The organism is Pseudoalteromonas sp. A757 (assembly GCF_004103285.1).
Classification (GTDB): Bacteria; Pseudomonadota; Gammaproteobacteria; order Enterobacterales; family Alteromonadaceae; genus Pseudoalteromonas; species Pseudoalteromonas galatheae.
The window spans coordinates 19,073-42,902 of record NZ_QNQN01000058.1 but is presented as its reverse complement, the minus strand read 5'-3'; the positions used below and the strand labels follow the sequence as shown (position 1 = coordinate 42,902).

The following is a 23,830-nucleotide window of genomic DNA, read 5'->3' as shown; positions in this document are numbered from 1 at the left end:
TAGTTTGTCTGTATATGACAGTTTGATTTTGCATCAAAACTGTTACGGCAATGTTAAACTCTTTGGCGGTTAAATATCGAACTTCTTTTAATCTGTTTTCTTTGGACTTTTCGATCTTCAATAACTAAAAGGAATATAAAAGCAGATTCTATTCTTTTTGATCTCTCAATTTGCCACGTATGCTTCACGCTAATAAAAGTAGGCTACGCTCTGTGCGAGCCAGTGATGCAATGAGCAAGCAAAACCTTTTGGGTACGGGGATCCATGATGTTGTTAAGTCAACTTAATGCTGCAGCAAGTCCGCTGACACATGAACAACTGCAAAAACTACAAGGCTTAGTTGGAGAGTTAAATCCAATCCAACAGGCATGGGTGAGTGGCTACTTAGCTGCAACCGCAAATTCAGCTGCATTATCAGGTATTGCTGGACAAGCAACAGCGGGCGCTGACGAGTCTGCACCTCTGACTATTTTATTTGGTTCACAAACTGGTAACGCAAAAGGGGTTGCAAACCAAATTAAAGCTCAGGCGGAAGCGCGTGGCTTGACAACTAAGTTAGTCAATATGGCTGACTACAAACCTGCCAACCTGAAGAAAGAGAAGTTCTTAGTGATTGCTGTCTCTACTTACGGTGAGGGTGAGCCACCAGAAGATGCAGAAGCATTGCATGAATTCTTAGCAGGTAAAAAGGCGCCTAAGCTGGAAGGTGTAAAGCAAGCAGTGATTGGCCTTGGTGATTCAAGTTATGAATTCTTCTGCCAAACAGCAAAGGATTTTGAAGCGCGCTTGGCTGCGCTTGGCGCTGAAATTGTTGTGCCGCGAGCTGACTTAGATGTGGATTATGAGGCTGAAGCTGAGGCGTGGATCGCACAGGCGCTAGATGCATTAGAGCCTTCGCTTAAAGCTCAGCAGCAAGCAGGTGGTGGTAACGTTATCAGCATGCCGTTTGGTGCGCCTCAGGCCGCAGCGAGCCAATATACAAAGCAAAATCCATTTGCGGCTGAGCTGAGTGTGGTACAAAAGATCACCGGCAGAAACTCAAGCAAAGATGTGCGTCACATTGAAATTTCCCTTGAAGGTTCCGATATCACTTATCAGCCGGGTGATTCACTTGGCGTGTACTTCTTAAATGACCCACAAGAAGTGGCAGCGGTGATCGATGTCTTAAAACTCGACAAAGCGCAAACCGTAAAAATAGGTGAACTCACCGTTTCGTTAGAAACAGCATTAATTGAACACCTTGAGCTAACACAGTCATATCCCGGTTTCGTTGAGAAGTATGCGATTGCAACTGGGAATGAGGAGCTAAGCGCACTTGCAAACGATAAAGCGGCATTGCGTGCGTATATTGAAGAGCGACAAATCTTTGATGTGATTAAGCAAAACCCTGCGAACATTGAGGCGCAAGCGCTAGTTGATTGCTGTCGCAAATTGCAAGCACGCCTGTACTCTATCGCGTCAAGCCAAGCAGAGGTGGAAGAAGAGGTGCATTTAACCGTAGGGTTAGTTGAATTTGATACCTTTGGTGAAAAACACTTTGGCGGCTGCTCTGGTTATTTAGCGAATCGAGCTGAAGAAGGCACGAAAGTGAAGGTATTCAGTGAGCACAACGATAACTTTAGATTACCAGCGGACAATGCCACACCTGTGATTATGGTTGGCCCAGGTACAGGTATCGCACCGTTCAGAGCCTTTTTGCAAGAGCGTGAGGCGCGTGACGCAGAGGGTGAAAACTGGCTGTTCTTTGGTAATCCACACTTTACGGAAGATTTCCTTTATCAAGTAGAAATTCAAAAGTATGTAAAGTCGGGTTTATTAACACATGTAGATTTGGCATTTAGCCGTGATCAGGCAGAAAAGATTTACGTGCAAGATAGACTGCGCGAGAAGGGCGAAGCTGTATTTGCATGGCTTGAAAAGGGCGCCCATTTTTATGTCTGTGGTGACGCTAGCAGAATGGCCAAAGATGTACACCAAGCACTTATCGACATCATTAAAACCCATGGAGGGAAAGATGATGAACAAGCTGAGCAATATCTTAAAGCATTGCGTAGCGCAAACCGTTATCAGAAAGACGTTTACTAACGCGTCTTGTTATACCGTCAGCCAATTTTAATGTAGGAAAGACAATGAGCAACTCTGAAATCAAACCGAATAGTAAGCTCGATGCAAACGCAAAGTTTTCTGATAATGAGCGTTTGAAGTCACAAAGTGCCCACTTACGTGGCACAATTTCAACGGATCTGACCGATCAGCTAACCGGTGGCTTTACTGCGGATAACTTCCAATTGATCCGTTTCCACGGTATGTATCAGCAAGACGACCGCGATATCCGCCCTGAGCGTACTAAGCAACGCCTTGAGCCATTGCATAACGTGATGCTTCGCGCTCGTATGCCTGGCGGTATCATTAAACCACATCAGTGGTTGGCGATTGACGAGTTTGCAGCGGATAAAACTATGTATGGGAGCATTCGTCTAACAACGCGTCAAACTTTCCAGTTCCACGGTGTATTGAAGCCAAACATCAAAGGGATGCACCAGCTGCTGAATAGCGTAGGTATTGATTCTATTGCGACGGCAGGTGATGTAAACCGCAACGTGTTATGTACAACTAACCCGGTCGAGTCTGAGTTACACCAAGAAGCGTACGAGTGGGCGGCTAAAATTTCAGAACACTTGCTACCAAAAACCAAAGCTTACGCTGAGATCTGGTTGAATGGTGAAAAAACGGAAACAACGGCCGAGCCGATTTTGGGTGATACGTATTTACCACGTAAGTTCAAAACCACGGTAACCATACCACCAAATAACGAGGTAGACGTGCATGCCAATGACCTCAACTTTGTTGCTATTGCAGATGAGGGCAAGCTAGTTGGCTTTAATGTGCTTGTGGGTGGTGGTTTGGCGATGACCCATGGTGACGTTAATACCTATCCACGCAAAGCTGATGACCTTGGCTTTATTCCGCTTGAGCACACGCTTGCCGTTGCTGAGCATGTGGTCTCTGTGCAACGTGACTGGGGTAACCGAGTAAACCGTAAAAATGCAAAAACTAAATATACGCTAGATACATTTGGCACTGAGGCGTTTAAAGCGGAAGTTGAAAACCGTGCCGGTATGAAATTTGAGCCAAGCCGTCCTTATGAATTCACCCACCGTGGTGACCGTTTTGGTTGGGTTGAAGGTATTGATGGTAAGCATCACTTAACGGTGTTTATCGAAAATGGCCGTATTTTAGATTTCCCAGATAAACCACTTAAAACAGGTTGTCGCAAAATTGCAGAAATCCACAAAGGGGATTTCCGCATGACAGCAAATCAAAATTTAATTATTGCGGGAGTTGCGGCTGAAGATAAAGCGCAAATCGAACAAATTGCCCGCGAGCATGGTTTGATAGATAACCAGCATTCAGAGCAGCGCAAGAACTCAATGGCATGTGTATCGTTACCGACGTGTCCACTTGCGATGGCTGAGGCAGAGCGTTACTTACCTGAGCTTGTGACAAAGGTAGAAGAGTTGCTCGCCAAGCATGAGGTTGCTGAAGAGAATATTATCCTTCGTGTAGTTGGTTGCCCTAACGGCTGTGGTCGAGCGATGCTAGCTGAGGTTGGATTCGTGGGTAAAGGTCCTGGTAAATACAATATGTATTTAGGTGGTAACCGTGCCGGTACTCGCATTCCTAAGCTGTATTTGGAGAATGTTGGTGAAGACGTCTTCCTGCCAGCGCTAGATGAGTTGATTGGTCAGTGGGTCAGTGAGCGCAACGAAGACGAATGTTTTGGTGACTATGTCATCCGCAAAGAAATCGTTGCGGAAGTCAAAGTGTCAAAAACTGATTTCCACGCTTGATTTAGAACGGGCAGCTCTGCTGCCCATTGGATGAGAAAATGAGTGATTTTAAGCAAATATTGACTCTGGACAGTGCAACTCAGCAGATGCTACTCGCGGATGCTAATGCCCTGCTGAGTGATAAAACTGCCGAGCAGAGAGTGGCTTGGGCACTGGAAAACTTACCGGATACTCACTTTTTGTCTTCTAGTTTCGGTATTCAAGCTGCGGTTATGTTACATCTTTTGACCCAGCAGCAGCCTGATATTCCCGTGGTACTTACCGATACAGGTTATTTGTTTCCTGAGACGTATCAATTTATTGAATCACTGTCAGAGCGTTTGGCACTCAACCTTAAGGTATATCGAGCTAAACAGAGCCCGGCTTGGCAAGAAGCGGTGTATGGTAAGTTATGGGAGCAAGGCGAAGAGGGTATTAAAAAATACAATACACTGAATAAAGTTGAGCCAATGACTCAAGCGTTGCGTGAACTTAGCGCTGGCACTTGGTTCAGTGGCTTACGTCGTCAACAATCCTCAACACGTGCGGATAAGCCAATCGTTGAGCTCAGCCGCGGCACGGTCAAGTTTTACCCTATTATTGACTGGCATAATCGTGATGTGTATCAATATCTTACAAAATTTGATTTACCTTATCACCCGCTCTGGGAACAAGGTTATGTTTCTATGGGGGATGTTCACACCACCCGTAAGCTTGAGCCCGGCATGGCAGAGGAAGAAACACGCTTCTTCGGTTTGAATCGTGAGTGTGGGCTGCATATTGATGGTGATGGTATTTAGACCCCCAATGTCCATTTAGCAGATTTGAGTGTGGCTGGTTTTTTGACTTGGAAATTCCCTGCGATCGGTCATACTTAGTCTATTATTTGTTCAAGGTCTTGGAGGTGGCTTTGATCTACTTACCCAAGACAAGACTGTTACTTAGTTGTGCTCTGTTTTTTTTCGGGCAGGCTAAAGCAGCAGAAGAGAGCAAAACGTTTATCAATTTTGCAGTTCAGTATTATCCTCCTTTTATTATTGAGCATGCTCAAGAGCAGGGAGTGCTGATCGATATTTTTGAGCTATTTTCGGCTCAATATCACTACCAACCACATTATCTAGTTTATCCAGAAAAGCGTTCTTCCATAGCAATTGAACGAGGGAATGTCGATGTGCGTATGGAGTCTGAGCATTGGTATCGTGGCACAATGCAAATGTGTTGGAGTGAGCCAATTTATACGGTTGAAGATGTATTTGTTACACACAAGGAGAGTGGGAAATTTGATATAAATGGCTTAAATGAACGTTTATTTTTAGGTCGATTTGGCTATACCTACCCTCAGTTAGAGCTGTCTTTTGATAATAACTTGCTGCAGCGCAAAGACTATTACTCAGAATTTGATATCTTGTCCGTGCTTGCAGGAGGAAGTGACAAAGGTCTCGCTTTCTCTATTGTTGGCGAACCAACACTGCGTTGGTTACAGCTGAAATATCCAGTATTCAAAAGTACGATCAGCGTGCATGGGGTTTCTGATGTGGCGCCGTTGCAATTGCAGTTTGGTCGCACTCAAAGAGCGAAAAAATTGTGTGATGACTTTAATCACTTTTATACCGACTTCAAAAAAACTGAGCAATTTAAGCAGATCCTGTTAAAGTATGGGCTCTAAGGAAAGTCAGAGTATGAAGATGAAAGCCGCAAGTTACTTGATGATTATGATAATGCTGGTGGCGTTAGCCAGTTTATTTGTATTGAAGCGCCCTGATGGAAAACCATGGTTAAGTGTAAATTCGTTGACCAACAAGGTTGAGCAGCAGGTAACAGAATTAACCTATCAAGGTGTGACAGCGCTTGAGAAAGTGAAGACACACACTAAGGAACTAGTGAGTGACGACACTCAACAGCCCACACCTTTGCTACAAGTGTATCGTTGGCAGGATGCCAAAGGACAATGGCATTACTCAGATAAACCCAACCCAAACGGCGAGTCGCAGCATTACCAATTAGACGAACGTAAAATTACCGTGGTAGCAGCCGAAGACACTAGCATTTTGAATAAACAACCAGAGCAAGTCGCAAGTAAAGAAACCGCTTCGGCATTACCAACGGCATTAAATCCAAAAGCGGTAAAGCAGGTGATGGAAGATGCGAAAAACGTCCAACAGCTAATGGATGATAGAAAGAAACAGCTTGAAAAGGCGCTGGAGGAAAACCAGCGCTAAAGTCGTTGTTCAATATATTCTGCAATGGCGAGACTCGCAGTCAATCCTGGTGACTCAATTGCCATTAAGTTAACAAAGCCTGATATTCCATGTGCTGCCTCGAACTGAATTACAAAGTCACTTTGCTTTTCTTTGCTTAACTTGGGTCTTATTCCAGTGTAATCCGCTGTTAGTCTGCTCTCATCCAGAGTTGGCCAGTATCGTTTTATTGCGGCGACAAAGCGCGCTTTTTCGGAATCATCAAATTGGTAATCAATGTTTTCAATATAGTCGGTATCAGGACCAAACTTAAGTTGCCCAGCTAAATCTAATGTCGCGTGTACGCCCAATCCATGCGTGTTAGGTAGAGGATAGATGAGCTGTTGAAAAGGGTGCTTGCCCTGATAGCGATAGTAACGGCCACGACAATAATAGGCGAAGGCTTTGTCGCTATCACCGGTAACTTTATTGAATACATCTGGCGCGTTCAGTCCGGCGCTGTTTATCAGCTGGCTGCAGCCCATTTCGAACAGCTCGCCATTGCAGCGCATCGCAACAATAAAATCACTGTCTAATTGCTGTGCGTGAATAAACTCACTTTGCGTTGCGACAATCCCCCCATTACTTTCAATCTCAGCGATGAGTGACAACATAAATTGGTGACTATCTAAAATACCGGTGGAGGGGGAGAATAGTGCGCTATGTATTTTCAAATAGCTAAGCTGTTGCTTGATTAGTTTGGATGAAGCAAAGTCAATGTCTGTGACAGAGTTAGTATGGGCACGAGTCTTAATTTTTTCTAGGCTTTGCGCTTCCTCGTCGTTTGTCGCGACAATGAATTTTCCGAGTCGCTGATAGGGAATGTTTAGCTGCTCACAGTGTGTATAAAGAAGCGCTTTCCCTCTAACGCATAGCTGGTGTTTTAAACTACCATGGGGGTAGTAAATGCCTGCGTGGATCACTTCACTATTTCGGCTACTCGTATGCTCACCAACGCGAGATTCTTTATCTATAACAATAACGCTGCGGCTATGGCTGAGCTTTGCCGCTATTGCTAAACCTACAACGCCAGCGCCAATAATTAGGGTGTCGACCTTTTCCACAAACTGATTACCTTTATAAACGTAGACGCTCAGGGTGCAGTAAAACCGTCCCAATATCAAGCTGGTATGCGCTAATCGCGGCGCTCTCGACGCATCAGCAAAATGGTCAGATATATTTTAGTCGGTAAAGAGCAAATGAGACCGAGCGCGACACAGCTCGCACCAATAATAAAACCACTCGGACCAAGATCGTTCAACCAGTCGCTCGTTAACATGGTGTGGCCCGTGAAAATTAAAATTAATCCCACTACGATGAGCGTATGAAGAGGCCAAAGCTTTTGAGTTGACACATTACCACCTCACTATTCTTTGTGTTGCAATAATAGTGAGGTGGGTTTGATTTTTTGTAATTGTGATAGATCAAGTTTTAGCGTGATACAACCGCGGCGGTCATTCTGGAAATGCAGCATAGTTCGTTGCGACTGTTAGTAATACGGATTTCCCACACAGATGAGCGTTTTCCTAGGTGTACAGGCTTAGCTACGGCTGTGAGTATTCCTGTTCTTGATGCCTTTAAGTGATTCGCATTTATTTCTTGCCCTACGCAGTAGAATTGTTCGGTATCTACAACAAAATTTGCTGCGTAGCTTGCAACAGTCTCCGCCAAAGCGACGTTTGCGCCGCCATGAACCATACCCATTGGGTTATGATGCTCAGGAATGGCTGGCATAGTGGCAACTAGATAGTCGTCACCCACTTCACTGATTTCTATTCCTAGCGTCTTCATGAGCGTGCCTTTTCCCGTCGCTCCCTCTTCTAACGATTTACATAGCTCAAGACTAATTGGGTTAAACCATATGGACATGTTTGTCCTCCTTTTATATACATATGCTTACACTTTTTTACTATGGCGATTTTTTCTCATCGTTACAATCTTTGCATTATCGAAAAGGGGAAAACATGAAAGTACTTCCAATACTTAGCTTGCTACTTTATTCAGGTGTGAGTGCAGCCAATTCACATGAAGTAAGTATCGGTTTTGGTGAATTTTTAGAAATTGAGGACGGATTCTTAGGAGTTCAGTATAAACATTATCTGACAACTCTGGAAAATAATAGCACACCGTACAGCTTACAGGGATATATACAAAAAAGTGATAACTTCTCTTTTGGCGGGTTCTCAAATGATGATTGGCAACTGTACCAAGCTGATGCTGAGCTGTTTATCGGGCGGCATTGGCGGGTTGAGGTAGATATAACCCAATTTAGAGATGATGAAGCATTTTTCACTTCTACTAAAGACACTATTGCGCTGTTACAAGTTGGTCGTTTTGTGAGCCGTAATATGCAGTTAGGTTTAACATTGATCGGTCAGCGCTCAGAGTTTGATAGCTTTGGTGTAGATGAACGTAGCACTGAAACAGCACTAGCTCCCTTTTTTAGGTATACCGAGATTGAGGATGGGGTTGGGTGGGATGTGAAGATGCAAAAAGTTGCGGCTGATACGGACTTTTGGCAAGTGCAAGCTGGTTATCACTTTGCCAAAGACTGGCAGGTTGCGGTGTCAGCGAGGCTGCAAGAAGAAGAGTTTAATGAGTCTATTGTTGAGCTGCAAACAGAGTACTGGTTTAACGCTCATACAGCGTTGCGATTTGGTTTGGGATCGGATCTAAACGATGCCGATCTCAACACTGTTACACTTATTTTTACTGGACGGCTTTGATACTTAAGGTTGTACTGCTTCACCGTAACAAGATTGAAAACAGTGAAAAACTTTTGTGAGGCTAGAAATAAAAGTAGAGCATAGCGCGGACTTTCAACTTCGGCGCTATGCTCCCTTAAATGTTGTTGGGTTAATTAAGCATTTGTCTCAATACATACTGCAAAATGCCGCCATGTTGGTAGTACTCCCACTCTTTGGGGGTATCGATCCTGATATCCGCCGAAAACTTGACTTCTTTGCCATCCGCATTAGTTGCAGTGACTATTACTTCGGTTGATGTATCGTATATTCCTTCAATTTCGAACTCTTCTTCACCTGTTAATTCTAGTTCCTCGTGGCCATCACCTGATTTAAACTGCAGTGGTAGTACCCCCATACCGATGAGGTTAGAACGGTGAATTCGTTCATAGCTTTTAGCAAGTACAGCTTTAATACCAAGTAGTAAAGACCCTTTAGCAGCCCAATCCCGTGATGAACCTGTACCGTATTCACTACCAGCGAGCACTACGAGTGGCGTATTACGCTGTTGGTAATGCTCCGCAGCATCGAAAATACTCATAAGTTCGCCCTCGGGTAATAGGCGGGTAATACCACCTTCGGTACCTGGAGCCAATTGATTGCGTAAGCGTACATTTGCGAATGTACCCCGCATCATAACTTCGTGGTTACCACGACGCGAACCATAAGAATTAAAGTCAGCTTGCTTTACTCCTTGTGCTTGCAAATACTCCCCTGCTGGTGCCGAGGCTTTAATATTACCTGCTGGAGAAATGTGGTCAGTCGTTACAGAGTCGCCTAATTTGGCGAGGCAGCGTGCGCCTTTGATACTGGGGATCCCTGGTGGCTCTTTACTCATATCATCAAAGAAAGGAGCTTTTCGAATATAAGTAGAGCTATCTTGCCAATCATAGCGCTCGCTCTGATTTACCGCGATTTGTTGCCAATGTTGGTCGCCTTGGTAAACGTCTGCATAGTTCTTCTCAAACATGGCTTGTGTGACTGTCTGAGACACAAGTTCACTGACTTCAGAGACCGATGGCCAAATGTCTTTTAAGAACACATCTTGGCCATCATCGGTTTGGCACAGTGGCTCATTATAGACATCGATATCAGTGCGACCTGCAAGTGCATAGGCAACGACAAGTGGCGGCGACGCAAGGAAGTTCATTTTTACATCTTGGTGGATCCGCCCCTCAAAGTTACGGTTTCCTGATAAAATGGAACTGACGACTAGCTGGTGTTTAACGATGGCTTCGTTAATTTCTTTTGGTAAAGGGCCTGAGTTGCCGATACAAGTCGTACAACCATAGCCGACTAAGTCAAAGCCGAGTTCAGCAAGCGGTTCTAAAAGGTCAGCTTGCTCTAGGTAATCGGTAACTACTTTTGAGCCTGGAGCCAATGAGGTTTTCACCCAAGGCTTAGGTTTCAAACCAAGCGCCTTTGCTTTTTGTGCCACAAGACCCGCGGCAAGAATAACACTTGGGTTAGAAGTGTTTGTGCAACTTGTGATAGCGGCAATAACACAGGCACCATCGACTAATTCAAACTCTTGCTCTTTAAATTTAACCTTACCAACGCCAAGTGTTGCGGGCTCATTTTGAGCAACCCGAGAAGTTCCGCCTTCACCAACAGTGCGAGCTTCATCTTGATCTGACACGGCATTTTTTTCACTGCGTTCATGCTGGAATTCACCTAAATGGGCTTGAATTGTTTTGCCTGCGTCATTGAGAGGAATTCTATCTTGTGGGCGCTTTGGACCTGCAAGGCTCGGAACCACTGTCGCTAAGTCTAGTGTCAGTACGTCGGTGTAAAGTGGTTCATCACCGGGTTCTCGCCACATACCTTGATGCTTAGCATAACCCTCTATCAGTGCAATTTTTTCTTCATCACGATTAGTTAATCGCAGATATTCTAGGGTTTCGTTATCAATGGGGAAAATACCGCAGGTTGCTCCATATTCAGGAGCCATATTGGCGATGGTAGCACGATCAGCAAGTGGTAAGTCTGCTAAACCATCACCAAAGAATTCGACAAACTTACCTACTACGCCGTGTTCACGTAGCATTTGTGTCACGGTGAGTACCAAGTCTGTTGCGGTTGTACCTTCAGGCAATTGCCCTTCAAGTTTAAAACCAACGACCTGAGGAATGAGCAGTGAAATTGGCTGACCAAGCATAGCGGCTTCGGCCTCAATGCCACCTACGCCCCAACCCAAAATGCCAAGGCCATTGATCATTGTTGTATGAGAGTCAGTTCCTACTAATGTATCAGGGTAAGCGAATGGCATACCGTCGATTTCTTTTTCAAATACCACACGTGCTAAATACTCTAGGTTGACTTGGTGCACGATCCCGGTTGCGGGTGGCACCACTTTTAGATTGTCAAACGCGCCTTGCCCCCAGCGCAAAAACTCATAGCGTTCTTTATTGCGTTGGTACTCTAACTTAGCATTAAGATCAAAGGCACCATCGTGGCCATATTCGTCTACTTGTACTGAGTGGTCTATGACCATTTCAGCGGGTGATAAGGGGTTGATTTTATTTGGATCTCCGCCGAGTTTAGCCATAGCATCACGCATTGCTGCAAGATCCACGATGGCCGGTACGCCTGTAAAGTCTTGCATCACAACGCGCGCAGGCGTAAAAGCAACTTCTTTACTGGGTTTATCTTCCGGTTTCCAGTTGAGTAAGGCATCGATGTCTTGAGCAGTCACGTTTTTGCCATCTTCATGACGCAGTAAATTCTCTAATAAAATTTTAAGCGAAAACGGTAATCTTCTTGCTCTGTCGCTTAAAGCTGGAAGTGAGTGAATATGGACCTGACGTTCGCCGACGGTAAGCTGAGTCAGGGTGTTATATGAGTTATTCATGCTTGACCCTTTCCTTATACCAACTGCACTTAAGGTTTGCTCTATGTTAATAGGGAAGTAGAGCATCAAATTAAGCGAATTGGTTTGGTTCTAAAAATGCAAAACATGGTGCATAGAATGTACCAGTTGCAGATTTGCTGCTTTTTTATACTTCTTATAGTCCTAGTGTTGATTGAGTACTTTTTCAAGGGGGAAGTGCACTTTAACGGGGGATCAGTGCACTAAAAAGGTGAGCCTTTTTGTTATTAAGTGTGTCAGCGTGTGGAATTATCAGCCAAAGGAAATAGGCTTTCGACCTGTATTTTTGTCTACTTGTGTGTAAGATTTTCCTGACTTTTGTCGTTTTTTCTTACTTGATTTTGGTGCTGTTTCGGCGCGTGGTGTGGCTACCGCACGGGGTTGTGGCGTTGCATCAGGTGTTAAGGTTAAATGAAATTCATCACCATCAAAATGCAGAATATCGCCTGAATAAATCTTTTTACGCTTTTGCGTACATATTTCATCGTTGACTGCTACATAACCTTCAGTGATCAGTAACTTAGCATGTCCACCAGTTTCTGCTAAGTCCAGTACTTTCAAAAGGTTACATAATTCTATTGGCTCTTCTTCAAGCTCAATTTCAATAAACCCATCTTGCATTTAATTAACCTCAACATGCCGTATTTACTTAACACGGCCAGTGCCTCATTGTCTTATACGACAGTATATAAAATTACTGCGATGAATGACGAAACTTTTTCGTTAAATCTGAGGTCTTTAACATTACTGAAGCATTTGGTGTGTATCTTGCACGCCGACCACGCGATTTGTTTTTATCAGTATTATATGGAGGCAACGATGGGTATTCGCACAGCATTAAGAAAAGAGCTTATGAACGTAGATAAGACTGATCTAATGACCGCGGATGATGTACGTCACTATGTCAATGAGTCTCTTACGCAAGCCAAGGATAAGCTTTCGGTCATCTCTCGATTCAATGAGCATCATAGTCAGGTGCAAGCGGGACTGCCAAGTCAGGAACAGCACCTACGTCATCAACAGCATCGATTGTTTAAAGATATTCTCTATCCTAAATCATCTGTTCAAAATTGGCTATCTAGGTGTTAATCTAAGGTATTAATAAGACTGAGGTTGAAATGCACTACCTAGATTAGGTGCATTTCAAACCGAGGCATAACACCAAGGATGACAATGCAACGTATCTTCGCAATGGCCGCTTTACTATTGAGTGGTTGTAGCATCCAAACTCTACATATTTTTGAGTCTGGTCTTGATGACAGTACCAGAGCGGATCTAGTTAAAGCTTTAGAAGAGCGAGATATTCATTATCGTTTTACAGAGCTTCCCGTACCTCAACAATATGAAGATGCACGCTTGAATATTCCACCGATGACTTCAGGTGACAAGTGGCATAGGGAGATTGAATATGTGGTTAGAGAGATTGGTTTTGATTCGCTGACAATCTCTGAATTTAATATGCAAAGGCATCGCTATACTCCAAATAATGCAGGATTGTATTTGGTGCAAAACAGAGCTGTTCAAGCATTGCCAGATCTATTATTTGCCCACCAATGCAAAGACGATTCTATCCAATTGCAGCTGAAATCTAGTGGTCATTGGCAGCAAGTTGGCACTGAGTATCGGGGGCGTTGGACTTATAAAAGTAAATATCTCACGCTCACGTGGCGTGAGAAGCCCGAACAACATCCTTACCAGCAAGTGTATTCCGAGCGAGAACATATAGTACAGACACTGCACGGGCCGAAGCCTGCAAAAACATTTACCCGGCAGCAGCTTTTCGATGGACCTGTGCCAGTATTTAACTGTGACTTACAAGTGATCTTTGCTGAGTGAGTTAATGGCTCGCTGGGCTCGTGAGACTTGCTGCAGGCCAAGCTTCACCTGTTGCATGGCGGGAAGAAATGGAGCAGGAACTGTGTTCGAGCTCTGAATCACAGGGTATTCATGAAGTAAATTAGCATACATGGACTGAGTACTCGGTTTCAGCAAGAAATCAATAAATAGCTCGGCATTGTGTGCATTGGGTGAGTGCTTTGCTATAGCAACTGTCGTGGTAGAAATAGGCGTTTTTCCCGAGTGCATTTTCAGAAAGTGGATTTCTAGCTGTTCGGCAAGGGCCTTGTCGCGCTTATTTTCGGAGTGCTGCATCATGCTCCAGTAGTAGTGATTTGCCAACGCGAATTCGCATTGGCCTTGTGCAAGCGCTCGCAGTTGATCTCTATCTCCTCCAACAGGGCGCTTTGCTAATAGCGCATTGGCTTGGCTGAGCCATGCGGAGTCATTGTTATGTGAAGAAGCATAGAGGCTCGATGCTAACGTCAAGTTATAACTATGAGACCACTGGCGAATGCAAAATTTACCCTTATAAAGTGCTTTATCTAAATCTGAAAAGTGTTCTGGCAAGGGGGTAGAAACGCCTTTTTTACGGAATAATGCGCGTGTCCTTATAGAAACGCTGATCCAACGCTTATCATCATCCTTGAGTTCATGATTTACTGCTTGCCAATTTGTGATCTTGTCGATAGGCCGCAGTAGTGTTTTGTAATCATGCAACTGAATAAGATCGGAGGTGAGTAACACATCGGCCTTTGAGTGGGCACCATCGCTTTTGAGACGCTCAAGCAGTTGTGCTGATTTACCATTTACTAGGTTTACGGTGATCCCAGTCTCCTTTTCAAATGCCTTAAGGACAGGTTGAATTAATTCATATTTTCTAAATGAATAGACGTTTACTTGCGAGGTGTGGGGCTGCTTCGCAACCGCTTGACCAAAATGTACCCAAAAGAGCAAAAAAAGGAAAAGTTTACTTTTATTCATTGCAAATAAGAATTATTATCGAATGGGTGTAGCATACAATGTTCAATGAAGATGTCCAGACTTAAACGACGTATTTTTACAAGCGCCAGGCTCACTAAAGCTCGAGTGCTTTTTAAGCGCGCTTTCCCTGCATTATGGCTATTATTATTATTTGCTACATTAATTTATGTCGGGGTGATAGTGAATGTTTACTATCAAAATCAGTCCGATAGTAAAAGGGCACAAGAATTAACACGCTTAGAATACTTGTTAGATGGTAAGTTGCAGCACGTTGCCCACCTACTGTATTCGATAGATGCCTACCTTAACACCCACCAAGATGCTGACTTTTACGAGATAGCGCAATCACAGCTTACCACGGCGAACTTAGGGTTGAGTATGGAGACATACGCGGCGGTTTCACCAGATCAATTCTCTATTTTAGAAAAAGTGCAGCGAGAAAGGGGTTATTTTGACTTTAAAGTCAGACGCGAAGTAGAGGAACAGGCTGAACAGTGGTTGGTGGTTACCCGCGCTGCACCTGTGTCTGAAGTTGGCCAAACGGTTGGGCAAGCGCGTGTACTCGCACAAGATATTTTTGCAGAGCGAGATGAGAATGACCTAACAACTTATGTCTGGCCAGATAGACAAAAACTCAGTGTCTTGATAGAGCAGCCTCGACTTGGAGAGCTTAAGACGTTATTAGGGTTAAGCTTCGAGCTGCCAATGTTGCTAGATTCATTATTTGGGCAACTCTACCAACAGCGCAAGCAACACATATTGGTCTCTTCAAAAAATGAAATTATTTATAGCTCCGATTGGCAGAAACGTTTTGACCTTAATAGCTTAACGCCAAGTGCGGTACACACCATTAATTTTTATGGTTTGTCTATTACTATGCAGTTGTATGATGAGGCGTGTTTACATCCAAGTTGGTTAAATAATCATAGTGTGCTGATTGTACTCTTTTTAGCTATTTTGGCTGCATGTATTTTATTGGTGTGGCTCCAGCTAAGACAACTGAAAAACCGGAATGAAACTGTCAATAGTTTAGTGATTGAAAGAACCAAAAGCCTCGAGGTGTCGAACCACAGATTACAAATTGAATCTAATAAGCGATTGGGGGCTTTGCAGCAACAGGTCGCTGCAGAGCGTAAATATAAAAGTTTGTTTTTTAATAGTCATGAAGGTTTGTTTGTACTAAATCGTCATGGCCATATTATTGACTCTAACCCTGCATTCAATCAGTTGCTTTTTGCTGGGCGCATTCCTTCGCCTGATACGAACTTTGCTGTGCTTATGCAAGATCCTGAGTGTCATGAGCAGTGGAACCAGATTGTTGCTATGAAGCGAGCTCACCAAGAAATGGAGTGGCTGGCAAAGGCTGAGTCTGGGGAGCACATCTGGCTTAGACATTCTGGGAATTGGTTGCATCAACCAGATAGTTGCCTATACGAGGGGAGAGTGACGGACATAACTCAGGCGAAACTATTCCAAGAACAATTACACTATAAAGCGCAACATGACAGCTTGACCGATCTGCTAAATCGCCAAAGTTTTGTGCCTTTGGTTGATAAGCTCCGTGAGCGTAGAAACGCAAAATTTACCCTGCTGTATATAGATTTAGACCGCTTTAAACTCATAAACGATACTTTGGGCCATCAAGCAGGCGATAAGCTACTTATCGAGTTTGCAACGCGAATGCGCACGCTGCTTAGTAGCTTTGCAGATATTGCTCGACTTGGTGGAGATGAATTCGCCGTCCTTATTTACGATGAACATCTACCTCAACCAATAGAGGGAGTATTAGAAGATATTCTTGCGCGGATCCGAGCACCATTTTTGTACCAGGGCAATAGTCATTCTGTGAGCGGTAGTGTCGGTGTACGTCACTTTACCGTTCCGTGTCTAAATTACGATGCTGAGAAACTACTACATGATGCTGATATTGCTATGTATGAGGCGAAGAAGCGAGGCAAGAATACCTACCATGTATTCACTAATGCAATCGCTTGTGAAGCTGGTCGAAAAATCCAGATTGAGCAAGCACTTCAAGCAATGGTAATGTCACGTGAATTAAGCCTGAACTTGCAACCCGTCTATTGTCAGCAAGGGCAGAATCTAAAAGGATTTGAAGCTCTGTTACGTTGGAATAGCCCAACGCTTGGAGAAGTGAGTCCCGCGGAATTTATTCCTATTGCAGAACAATGTGCGAAGATTTCGGAGCTTGGTCGTTGGGTGTTTGATCAGGCGCTAAGTTTTATGAATGAAGTAGGGGACAGTATGCTTTTTATAGCTGTCAATGTTTCTCCACTGCAGCTCCAATCGCCTGAGTTTGCTGCTTGGTTAATGTCTCGTTGTAAAGATGAGGGAATTGCGATGGAACAGATCAAGCTTGAACTTACGGAGTCCGCTATGATGGCAGAGGAAAATATGCTTATTGGGCCGCTTGAGCAGCTGCATCAAGCGGGATTTGGTATTTATATTGATGACTTTGGTACCGGCTATAGCAGCCTTGCACGACTAAATCATCTTCCAGTGGATGGCGTTAAAATAGATAGGGCATTTATGTCAGGTATTGAACAGGGCGGTAAGGCGACGCAACTGATCGAAGCGATTTGTGCCATTGCGAACAGCTTTAACCTTGTAGTGACAGCCGAAGGTATTGAAACGGCAGCACAGCTTGATGCGTTATCAAGGCTTTATTGTCATCAAACTCAAGGCTATTTTATGTCAAAGCCGCTCGGTGTTGCGAATGCTAAACGTTTGGCTCGAGGTAAGGCTGAAGTTCATCAATTATTTGGTTAGCTTACAGTCGCCCAGTTGATAGGCTTAAAGAGAATAAAAAATGATGCTTAGCTTTGTTGAGCTACGTTAAACTTAAGGTTCATTTTGAGTGCCAAAAATTATTTTAAAATAATCTATTGACCTAAAGTCGGGTTGAGGTTTTAACCTAAGCTTATCAACTTAAGGAGCTAGTCATGGATTTAAAAGTAAAAATTAATCAATATCTTGAAAGTTTGAATTTGCAATGTTCAGAGGGGCTTGCGCTTGTTACTGAGCTGCAACAAAAGCATCAATCTCATTTTTCTTTTTCTAGTATCAATGCCATGTACGGAGAGCGCTTACTCCTTGATGAACAGCCGCTTTTTGAGCGTTTGGTAAGTGGCAAGCAAGGTGGATATTGCTTTGAGCACAATAAGGTAGCATTTCTTGCACTACAACAGCTTGGTTTCAATGTAAGGCCTGTGTTGGGAAGAGTCATGTTGAATGGTAGTTTAACCAACCCTCGTTCTCACCGCATCACACTATTAGAGCTAGATGGTGAGCAATATCTTGTAGATGTTGGCTTTGGTGTGAAATCTCCTCGGGCACCAATTAACATCAATCAGGCCTTAACTATCCAGGGTCAGCAGACTTATCAGGTACAAAAAACAGCAGACACAGTCAAAGTGACTTTGTTAGAGGAGGGAGAAGCACCGCTCACTCTTTATCATGTCGACCTTGCTGAGGTGTTCGAATCCGATTGTGAAGTGGCACACTTTTATTCCCATCAACACCCTGAAGCAGCGTTTGTGAATAACCTAGTGGTTTCTCGAATTACAGATTGCCATCGCTATTTGCTGCGCAATCAGAGCTATTTTGAATGGCATGAATGCGATGGCAGCGTTACTGAAACAGCAGTAGAGAGCTTTTCCCAGCTGGAGCAGCTCGTAAAGGAGGTATTTTTGCTTGAAATACCAAGAGCGGTTTTAAAAAGCGTATACGATAAAGTTCTAACTCGCGCAGCCAACAAACCAGTCGAACGTTAGTTCGACTGGTCTTACGTGAACTAGCTTAAGCTATTAAAACCGTCTCGTTTAGTCTTCCAACCTAGAAACTACAAAATAGGGGTTAAGATACTCGGCTTTTTGATTGTAGCGCAGAGGCTCGCCATTCACTTGGCTGACCTTTGCCCCTGCGATACTTGCCACTGCGTGTCCGGCTCCGGTGTCCCACTCTGAAGTCGGGCCAAGGCGAGGATAAACATCGGCTTTACTTTCTGCCACTAAACATAACTTGAGTGAGCTACCTTTAGGCACCATGTCGACTTGCTCGAAACGGGTAAGGTACTCAGCTAAATCTGGTGAAGGGTGTGAGCGCGAGCCGACCACCTTAATTAATCCTTGATTGGGCTTTGTTGTGACTTTTAGTTCTATGCGAGCTTCACCCGTTTGCTTGAACGCGCCAATACTTTTTTCTGCAAGGTAGCTCTCATTTAGTGCTGGAGCATGAACAACACCGAGAATAGGTTCGCCGTTATTGATAAGTGCAATATTTACTGTAAATTCGCCATTTTTCTTGATGAATTCCTTGGTGCCGTCAATGGGATCAACCAGCCAATATTCTTGCCATTGTTGGCGTTCTTGCCAATCTATTCCCGCGCTTTCTTCACTTAATATCGGCATTTCGGGAGTGAGGGTTTTAAGGCCTGCAACAATAATTTTATGTGCAGCGAGATCTGCCTCAGTGACGGGACTTTCATCTTCTTTATACTCAACATTAAAGTCCTTGGCATAAATCTCCATAATCGCTTCACCAGCGCGAATACTTAGATTTAATACTTCTTCCAGCAGATCCGTATGATTCATGACTTACCCTATTAAATTTTTTGACAGTAGATAGTGTATTAGCTGCTGGACAGATTCTTCCAGCGACTGCTCGGAAGTATTTAAACATATTTCTGGACTAATTGGGGGCTCATACGCCGAATCTATGCCAGTAAAATGTTTTATTTCTCCAGCACGCGCTTTTTTATACAAGCCTTTAGGGTCTCGCTGCTCGCAAACAGCAAGCGGCGTATCTAGATATACTTCAATAAACTCGCCGCTTGCGACTAAGTTACGCACCATGTCTCGCTCTGCTTGAAAAGGAGAGATAAACGCGGTGAGTACCATGAGTCCCGCATCGACCATGAGCTTGCTGAGTTCACCCACTCGACGAATGTTTTCGACGCGGTCCTCATCGCTGAACCCTAAGTCTTTACACAGTCCGTGCCTGACATTATCCCCATCAAGGAGGTAGGTATGTATGCCTCTTGCTTGCAATGCATGCTCAAGTGCATTGGCCACGGTGCTTTTACCTGAGCCTGAAAAGCCTGTAAACCACAGCACGCAAGGCTTATGACCTTTTAATTCGCTACGTTTTGTTTTATCTACGGCATAGTTATGCCAAACAATATTTTCGTCCATACTTTGCTCTATGAAAATGGAAAGACAAGTGGAATAACAGTCAGTACCGTCGCTGAATAAATCAATGATAAGGGCAGTCCCATGGTGACGTAATCACGAATTCGATAGTTGCCTGCGCTATACACCATGAGGTTAGTTTGATAGCCAAAAGGTGAGATAAAGCTCGCGGATGCGCCAAAGGCTACCGCCATTACAAATGGCAGTGGGTTTACACCAAAACCACTTGCTAGCGCATAAGCCACCGGGAATGAAAGTGCTGCCGCGGCATTGTTAGTGATGAGCTCGGTAAATATCACGGTCATCACAAAAATGGCGATAAATGCACCGTAAGGACCAAAATCCCCTAACAACCACAATAAGCTTGAAGAAATCTCGGCTGCCAGTCCGGTTTCAATCATTAACTTAGCTAGTCCTATCGCACTGCCAACAATAGCGACAAGCTCGATAGGAAAGCGGCGTTTCATCTCTGGGACTTTAATTGTGCCGAGCACCACAAGGGCGGCGAGTAACACAATCAACCCTTTTACCAGCGGCACAACCCCAAAGATACTAAGGCCAACCACTGTCGCAAAACTCGCAAGTACCGTGTTGGACTTATTGCGAGATAGATGTGTTTGTAAATCTAGGCCCGAGATATACACAAATTCGCGTTTGAGATTGGGGAGTGCATAAAAATCGCTGCTTGGGGCAAGTATTAAAGAGTCGCCTGCTTGTAATTCGACCTGACCGATCCCACCTTGTAGGCGGTCATGACCACGACGTATTGCAATAATAGCGGCATGAAACTGCTCCCTAAAGCGGATCTCTTTAATGGTTTTGCCAAGAAAGCGCGAAGACTGACTGACGACCACTTCCACCAAGTGCTCAACATCTTTCTCGTGTTTATCATGGACTATCTTTAATCCATCGAAACGCTGTAACAGTGGCACTGAATTGATGTCACCCACAAATAGCAGAACATCACCAGCAAGAATTTCTTGTTGTGGCGTAACGGCGCAGATCCGTCGTTCACCACGAATGATTTCAGCAAGAAATAAGTCTTTGAGGTCGCGCAGGCCGTTTTCTTCAACCGTGCGGCCAACTAGCTTCGAGCTTGGCTCAACTTTCCCTTCTAAATAAAACGGCACGACCTCATCATTATTTTTGCCGTTGTCGGGCAAATATTTGAGCATAATCGTGATGGTCAATAAACCAACACTCAGGACGGCGAGACCTACTAAGGTAAAGTCAAAAAAACCCAGCGGCGCCATCCCAGCTTCTACGGCAAAGCCATTAACAATAAGATTGGTAGAAGTACCTATCAGCGTTAACGTACCACCTAAAATAGCAGTATAAGAAAGCGGCAATAGCAGCTTAGAAGGCGCGTGTGTTTTGCTCTCTTTAACGGTGGTGATCAGCGAAGCAACCACCGCCGTGTTATTGGTAAAAGAAGACAAAAAGGCGGTGGATAAACCCAATTTAATCACCGCTTTTGCGAGACTACCTTGCGCCATTGAGTGAGCGAGTTTTTTGACTAAGGTTGTTTTTTCAATCGCAATAGAAACTAGGATAAGTAGTACAAGCGTGATTAAAGACGGATTCGCATAATTCACCAGCATCGATTCAAGATCGATGAGGCCAGTCAAATAACTGGTGGCGATTGCGCCTGTGAATAGCCATGCAGCGTTAATGCGTGTGGCAAAAAGACACACGACTAACGCTAGCATAATGCCTGTTAAAATGACTTGTTCCATAATGACGTCATACCTCGACTAACAGGCTAAATTGCATTATTTTAACTTCGAAATATCAAGCGCTTGCCAATGAGGGAAGTGCTTGCGAACTAATGCATTAAACTCAATCTCAAATTCACTAAACTGACTTGAGGACGTTGCTGTTGCTGCTTGAACCGTTTCCACCATACCTGCACCTATGGTTAGGTTAGATAGGCGATCAATTAGGATAAACGAGCCGGTTTCACGATTATTTAAATACTCATCCGCAACGACATTTTCTGTCAGCTCGATGGTTACGATAGCAATTTCATTTAATGACAATGAATCGGCTTGGCCATGCTCAAGTGTATTCACATCGATAGTGTGCTCGATATTTTTCACGATTGCCGCAGTTTTCTTGCTACCCAATTTAAGGTTATAACTTTTACCTAACTGCAGTGGTGTTTCGTGCATCCATACCAGCTTAGCCGTGATCTGGTTCGTCACCTGAGCAGTGGACTCAGCAGGCACAATCACATCACCACGACTCACATCGACTTCGTCTGCTAATGTGATAGTGAATGCTTGCCCGGTTTCCACTTGGGTTAGATTGCCATCAAAAGTCACGAGTTCTTTGATGGTTGAAGTCTTACCTGATGGCAATACTTTAACCGCTTGGCCAACGCTTAAGCTACCAGAGGTTAATGTGCCTTGGAAACCACGAAAATCTAGGTTAGGACGCACTACATATTGCACCGGGAATCGCGCTTCAAAACCATGATTAGGCTCTGCTGCAGGAGAATCTTCCAGCAGTTCCAGCAATGGTTTGTCTTGATAATAAGGTGTTTTTTCTGAGCGGTTTACAACATTGTCGCCTTTAAGTGCTGACATTGGCACAAAGCGAATATCTCGTACGTTCAGTTGCTCAGCAAACTTCAAATAATCAGCTTTTATGCGCTCAAATACGGCTTCATCAAAGTCGACAATATCCATCTTGTTTATCGCGACAACGAACTGTCTGATACCCAGTGAATCACAGATAAAGCTATGGCGTTTAGTCTGAACTTGTACACCATAACGGGCATCGACAAGGATAATCGCCAAATCGCTGGTCGAAGCACCTGTTACCATATTACGTGTGTATTGCTCGTGTCCCGGCGTATCGGCAATAATAAATTTACGCTTCGCAGTTGAGAAATAGCGGTAAGCCACATCAATGGTAATACCTTGCTCACGCTCTGCTTGTAAGCCATCAACAAGTAACGCTAAATCTAGATCTTCCCCCGCATTGCCGACTTTTTCATTGTCTTTGTGTAGCGCAGCTAACTGGTCTTCATAGATTTGATGACTATCGTGCAGTAAACGGCCGATCAGCGTTGATTTACCGTCATCTACGCTGCCGCAGGTCATCATGCGCAACAAGCTCTTGTCTTGCTGACGCGCTAAGTAGGTTTCAATGCCTAATTCTTTCACTTCATTTGCTGTTGACATTAGAAATACCCCTCGCGCTTTTTCTTCTCCATTGATCCTGATGAGTCATGATCAATCACTCGACCTTCACGTTCTGACGACGTAGATAACAACATTTCTTCGATAATTCCGGTAAGCGTATCAGCCTCTGATTCAACTGCCCCCGTTAGTGGGTAACAGCCAAGCGTTCTGAAGCGTACAGATTTCATTTCAGGCACTTCACCTTCAGCAAGCGGCATACGGTCATCATCGACCATGATTAACGTTCCGTTACGCTCGACAACTGGTCTTGGTTTAGAGAGGTAAAGTGGCACTATTTCAATGTTTTCTTGGTAGATATATTGCCAAATGTCGAGTTCAGTCCAGTTTGATAATGGGAAAACACGAATGCTTTCACCAGGGTTCACTTGACCGTTATACGTATTCCATAACTCCGGACGCTGGTTTTTAGGATCCCAGCGATGGTGTTTATCTCTAAATGAATAAACCCGTTCTTTTGCACGAGATTTTTCCTCATCACGGCGTGCACCACCAAAGGCCGCATCAAAGCCATATTGATCTAGCGCTTGCTTCAGGCCTTGTGTTTTCATGATATCGGTATGCTTAGATGAACCATGAACAAATGGACTGATGTTCATCTCTAGTCCTTCTGGATTTTTGTGCACAAGCAATTCAAATCCGTACTCTTTTGCTAATCTATCGCGAAACTCGATCATTTCTCTAAATTTCCAATTGGTATCAACATGGAGTAGAGGAAAAGGGATCTTCGCAGGGTAGAAAGCCTTACGAGCAAGATGAAGCAGTACCGACGAGTCTTTACCAATCGAGTACAGCATTACCGGGTTTTCAAACTCTGCGGCAACCTCTCGGATGATCTTTATGCTCTCAGCTTCGAGTTGCTGGAGATGGGTTAAAGCCATGATTAATGTCCTACTTATAAATTTAACTATCTTGTA

The 23,830-nt window shown here is 44.1% G+C and carries 21 protein-coding genes; 10 read left to right on the top strand and 11 right to left on the bottom strand.

The window, feature by feature from the left end; all coding sequences use genetic code 11:
- Positions 1 to 267 precede the first annotated feature (267 nt).
- The 5 genes from DRB05_RS04320 to DRB05_RS04300 all read left to right on the top strand — a co-directional run bounded on the left by DRB05_RS04320 (position 268) and on the right by DRB05_RS04300 (position 6,049).
- Complete coding sequence (locus DRB05_RS04320) at positions 268 to 2,085, top strand: assimilatory sulfite reductase (NADPH) flavoprotein subunit (RefSeq protein WP_128725889.1); 1,818 nt, start codon at positions 268 to 270, stop codon at positions 2,083 to 2,085.
- A 44-nt stretch (positions 2,086 to 2,129) separates the two neighbouring features.
- A complete protein-coding gene (cysI, locus tag DRB05_RS04315; protein WP_128725840.1) occupies positions 2,130 to 3,851 on the top strand; it encodes an assimilatory sulfite reductase (NADPH) hemoprotein subunit in 1,722 nt (573 codons plus the stop codon).
- A gap of 38 nt (positions 3,852 to 3,889) precedes the next feature.
- Complete coding sequence (locus tag DRB05_RS04310; protein WP_128725839.1) at positions 3,890 to 4,630, top strand: phosphoadenylyl-sulfate reductase; 741 nt, start codon at positions 3,890 to 3,892, stop codon at positions 4,628 to 4,630.
- A gap of 104 nt (positions 4,631 to 4,734) precedes the next feature.
- Positions 4,735 to 5,496: an amino acid ABC transporter substrate-binding protein gene (locus DRB05_RS04305; protein ID WP_128725838.1), complete on the top strand. Its 762-nt coding sequence runs from the start codon at positions 4,735 to 4,737 to the stop codon at positions 5,494 to 5,496.
- A 13-nt stretch (positions 5,497 to 5,509) separates the two neighbouring features.
- Positions 5,510 to 6,049, top strand: coding sequence for a DUF4124 domain-containing protein (locus tag DRB05_RS04300; protein WP_128725837.1), 540 nt, complete (start codon positions 5,510 to 5,512; stop codon positions 6,047 to 6,049).
- Here the strand turns inward: DRB05_RS04300 and DRB05_RS04295 are convergent.
- From DRB05_RS04295 to DRB05_RS04285, 3 genes are all read right to left on the bottom strand, one after another.
- Positions 6,046 to 7,131 (bottom strand): NAD(P)/FAD-dependent oxidoreductase, encoded by a 1,086-nt coding sequence (locus tag DRB05_RS04295; RefSeq protein WP_128725836.1) that lies wholly within the window; start codon positions 7,129 to 7,131, stop codon positions 6,046 to 6,048. The two genes, DRB05_RS04300 and DRB05_RS04295, sit on opposite strands and share 4 nt — an antisense overlap.
- A gap of 71 nt (positions 7,132 to 7,202) precedes the next feature.
- Complete coding sequence (locus tag DRB05_RS04290; protein WP_128725835.1) at positions 7,203 to 7,421, bottom strand: hypothetical protein; 219 nt, start codon at positions 7,419 to 7,421, stop codon at positions 7,203 to 7,205.
- A gap of 77 nt (positions 7,422 to 7,498) precedes the next feature.
- Positions 7,499 to 7,936: a hotdog fold thioesterase gene (locus tag DRB05_RS04285; RefSeq protein ID WP_128725834.1), complete on the bottom strand. Its 438-nt coding sequence runs from the start codon at positions 7,934 to 7,936 to the stop codon at positions 7,499 to 7,501.
- Between the two features lie 95 nt (positions 7,937 to 8,031).
- Here DRB05_RS04285 and DRB05_RS04280 point away from each other — a divergent pair, with 95 nt between their 5' ends.
- Complete coding sequence (locus DRB05_RS04280) at positions 8,032 to 8,793, top strand: hypothetical protein (protein ID WP_128725833.1); 762 nt, start codon at positions 8,032 to 8,034, stop codon at positions 8,791 to 8,793.
- A gap of 130 nt (positions 8,794 to 8,923) precedes the next feature.
- Here DRB05_RS04280 and acnA read toward each other — a convergent pair whose 3' ends face one another.
- Together acnA and DRB05_RS04270 are read right to left on the bottom strand one after the other, a co-directional pair.
- Positions 8,924 to 11,662 (bottom strand): aconitate hydratase AcnA, encoded by a 2,739-nt coding sequence (acnA, locus tag DRB05_RS04275; protein ID WP_128725832.1) that lies wholly within the window; start codon positions 11,660 to 11,662, stop codon positions 8,924 to 8,926.
- Positions 11,663 to 11,932: 270 nt separating this feature from the next.
- Positions 11,933 to 12,301 (bottom strand): RNA-binding S4 domain-containing protein, encoded by a 369-nt coding sequence (locus tag DRB05_RS04270; protein WP_128725831.1) that lies wholly within the window; start codon positions 12,299 to 12,301, stop codon positions 11,933 to 11,935.
- Positions 12,302 to 12,499: 198 nt separating this feature from the next.
- Between DRB05_RS04270 and DRB05_RS04265 the strand changes: the two genes are divergently transcribed.
- Together DRB05_RS04265 and DRB05_RS04260 are read left to right on the top strand one after the other, a co-directional pair.
- A complete protein-coding gene (locus DRB05_RS04265) occupies positions 12,500 to 12,769 on the top strand; it encodes a hypothetical protein (protein ID WP_128725830.1) in 270 nt (89 codons plus the stop codon).
- Positions 12,770 to 12,853: 84 nt separating this feature from the next.
- Positions 12,854 to 13,516 carry a hypothetical protein gene (locus tag DRB05_RS04260; protein WP_128725829.1) on the top strand — a complete coding sequence of 221 codons (663 nt, stop codon included), beginning with the start codon at positions 12,854 to 12,856 and terminating at the stop codon, positions 13,514 to 13,516.
- Here the strand turns inward: DRB05_RS04260 and DRB05_RS04255 are convergent.
- Entirely contained in the window at positions 13,493 to 14,500 is a 1,008-nt protein-coding gene (locus DRB05_RS04255) for an extracellular solute-binding protein (RefSeq protein ID WP_128725828.1), read from the bottom strand. The genes DRB05_RS04260 and DRB05_RS04255 overlap by 24 nt on opposite strands.
- Before the next feature lie 180 nt (positions 14,501 to 14,680).
- On the opposite strand from DRB05_RS04255, the gene DRB05_RS04250 reads away from it, so the two are divergent.
- Together DRB05_RS04250 and DRB05_RS04245 are read left to right on the top strand one after the other, a co-directional pair.
- Positions 14,681 to 17,287, top strand: coding sequence for an EAL domain-containing protein (locus DRB05_RS04250; RefSeq protein ID WP_239965624.1), 2,607 nt, complete (start codon positions 14,681 to 14,683; stop codon positions 17,285 to 17,287).
- Positions 17,288 to 17,460: 173 nt separating this feature from the next.
- A complete protein-coding gene (locus DRB05_RS04245; protein ID WP_128725826.1) occupies positions 17,461 to 18,291 on the top strand; it encodes an arylamine N-acetyltransferase in 831 nt (276 codons plus the stop codon).
- Positions 18,292 to 18,339: 48 nt separating this feature from the next.
- Here DRB05_RS04245 and cysQ read toward each other — a convergent pair whose 3' ends face one another.
- The 5 genes from cysQ to cysD are packed head-to-tail and all read right to left on the bottom strand — an operon-like array spanning position 18,340 to position 23,794.
- Complete coding sequence (cysQ, locus tag DRB05_RS04240; protein ID WP_010376240.1) at positions 18,340 to 19,110, bottom strand: 3'(2'),5'-bisphosphate nucleotidase CysQ; 771 nt, start codon at positions 19,108 to 19,110, stop codon at positions 18,340 to 18,342.
- 3 nt (positions 19,111 to 19,113) lie between these two features.
- Positions 19,114 to 19,710: an adenylyl-sulfate kinase gene (cysC, locus tag DRB05_RS04235; RefSeq protein ID WP_128725825.1), complete on the bottom strand. Its 597-nt coding sequence runs from the start codon at positions 19,708 to 19,710 to the stop codon at positions 19,114 to 19,116.
- An 8-nt stretch (positions 19,711 to 19,718) separates the two neighbouring features.
- Positions 19,719 to 21,446, bottom strand: a complete 1,728-nt coding sequence (locus tag DRB05_RS04230) for an SLC13 family permease (RefSeq protein WP_193554556.1) — start codon at positions 21,444 to 21,446, stop codon at positions 19,719 to 19,721.
- A gap of 33 nt (positions 21,447 to 21,479) precedes the next feature.
- Positions 21,480 to 22,895, bottom strand: a complete 1,416-nt coding sequence (gene cysN, locus DRB05_RS04225) for a sulfate adenylyltransferase subunit CysN (protein ID WP_128725823.1) — start codon at positions 22,893 to 22,895, stop codon at positions 21,480 to 21,482.
- Entirely contained in the window at positions 22,895 to 23,794 is a 900-nt protein-coding gene (cysD, locus tag DRB05_RS04220) for a sulfate adenylyltransferase subunit CysD (RefSeq protein ID WP_128725822.1), read from the bottom strand. The genes cysN and cysD overlap by 1 nt, the downstream gene beginning before the upstream one ends.
- Positions 23,795 to 23,830: the final 36 nt, after the last annotated feature.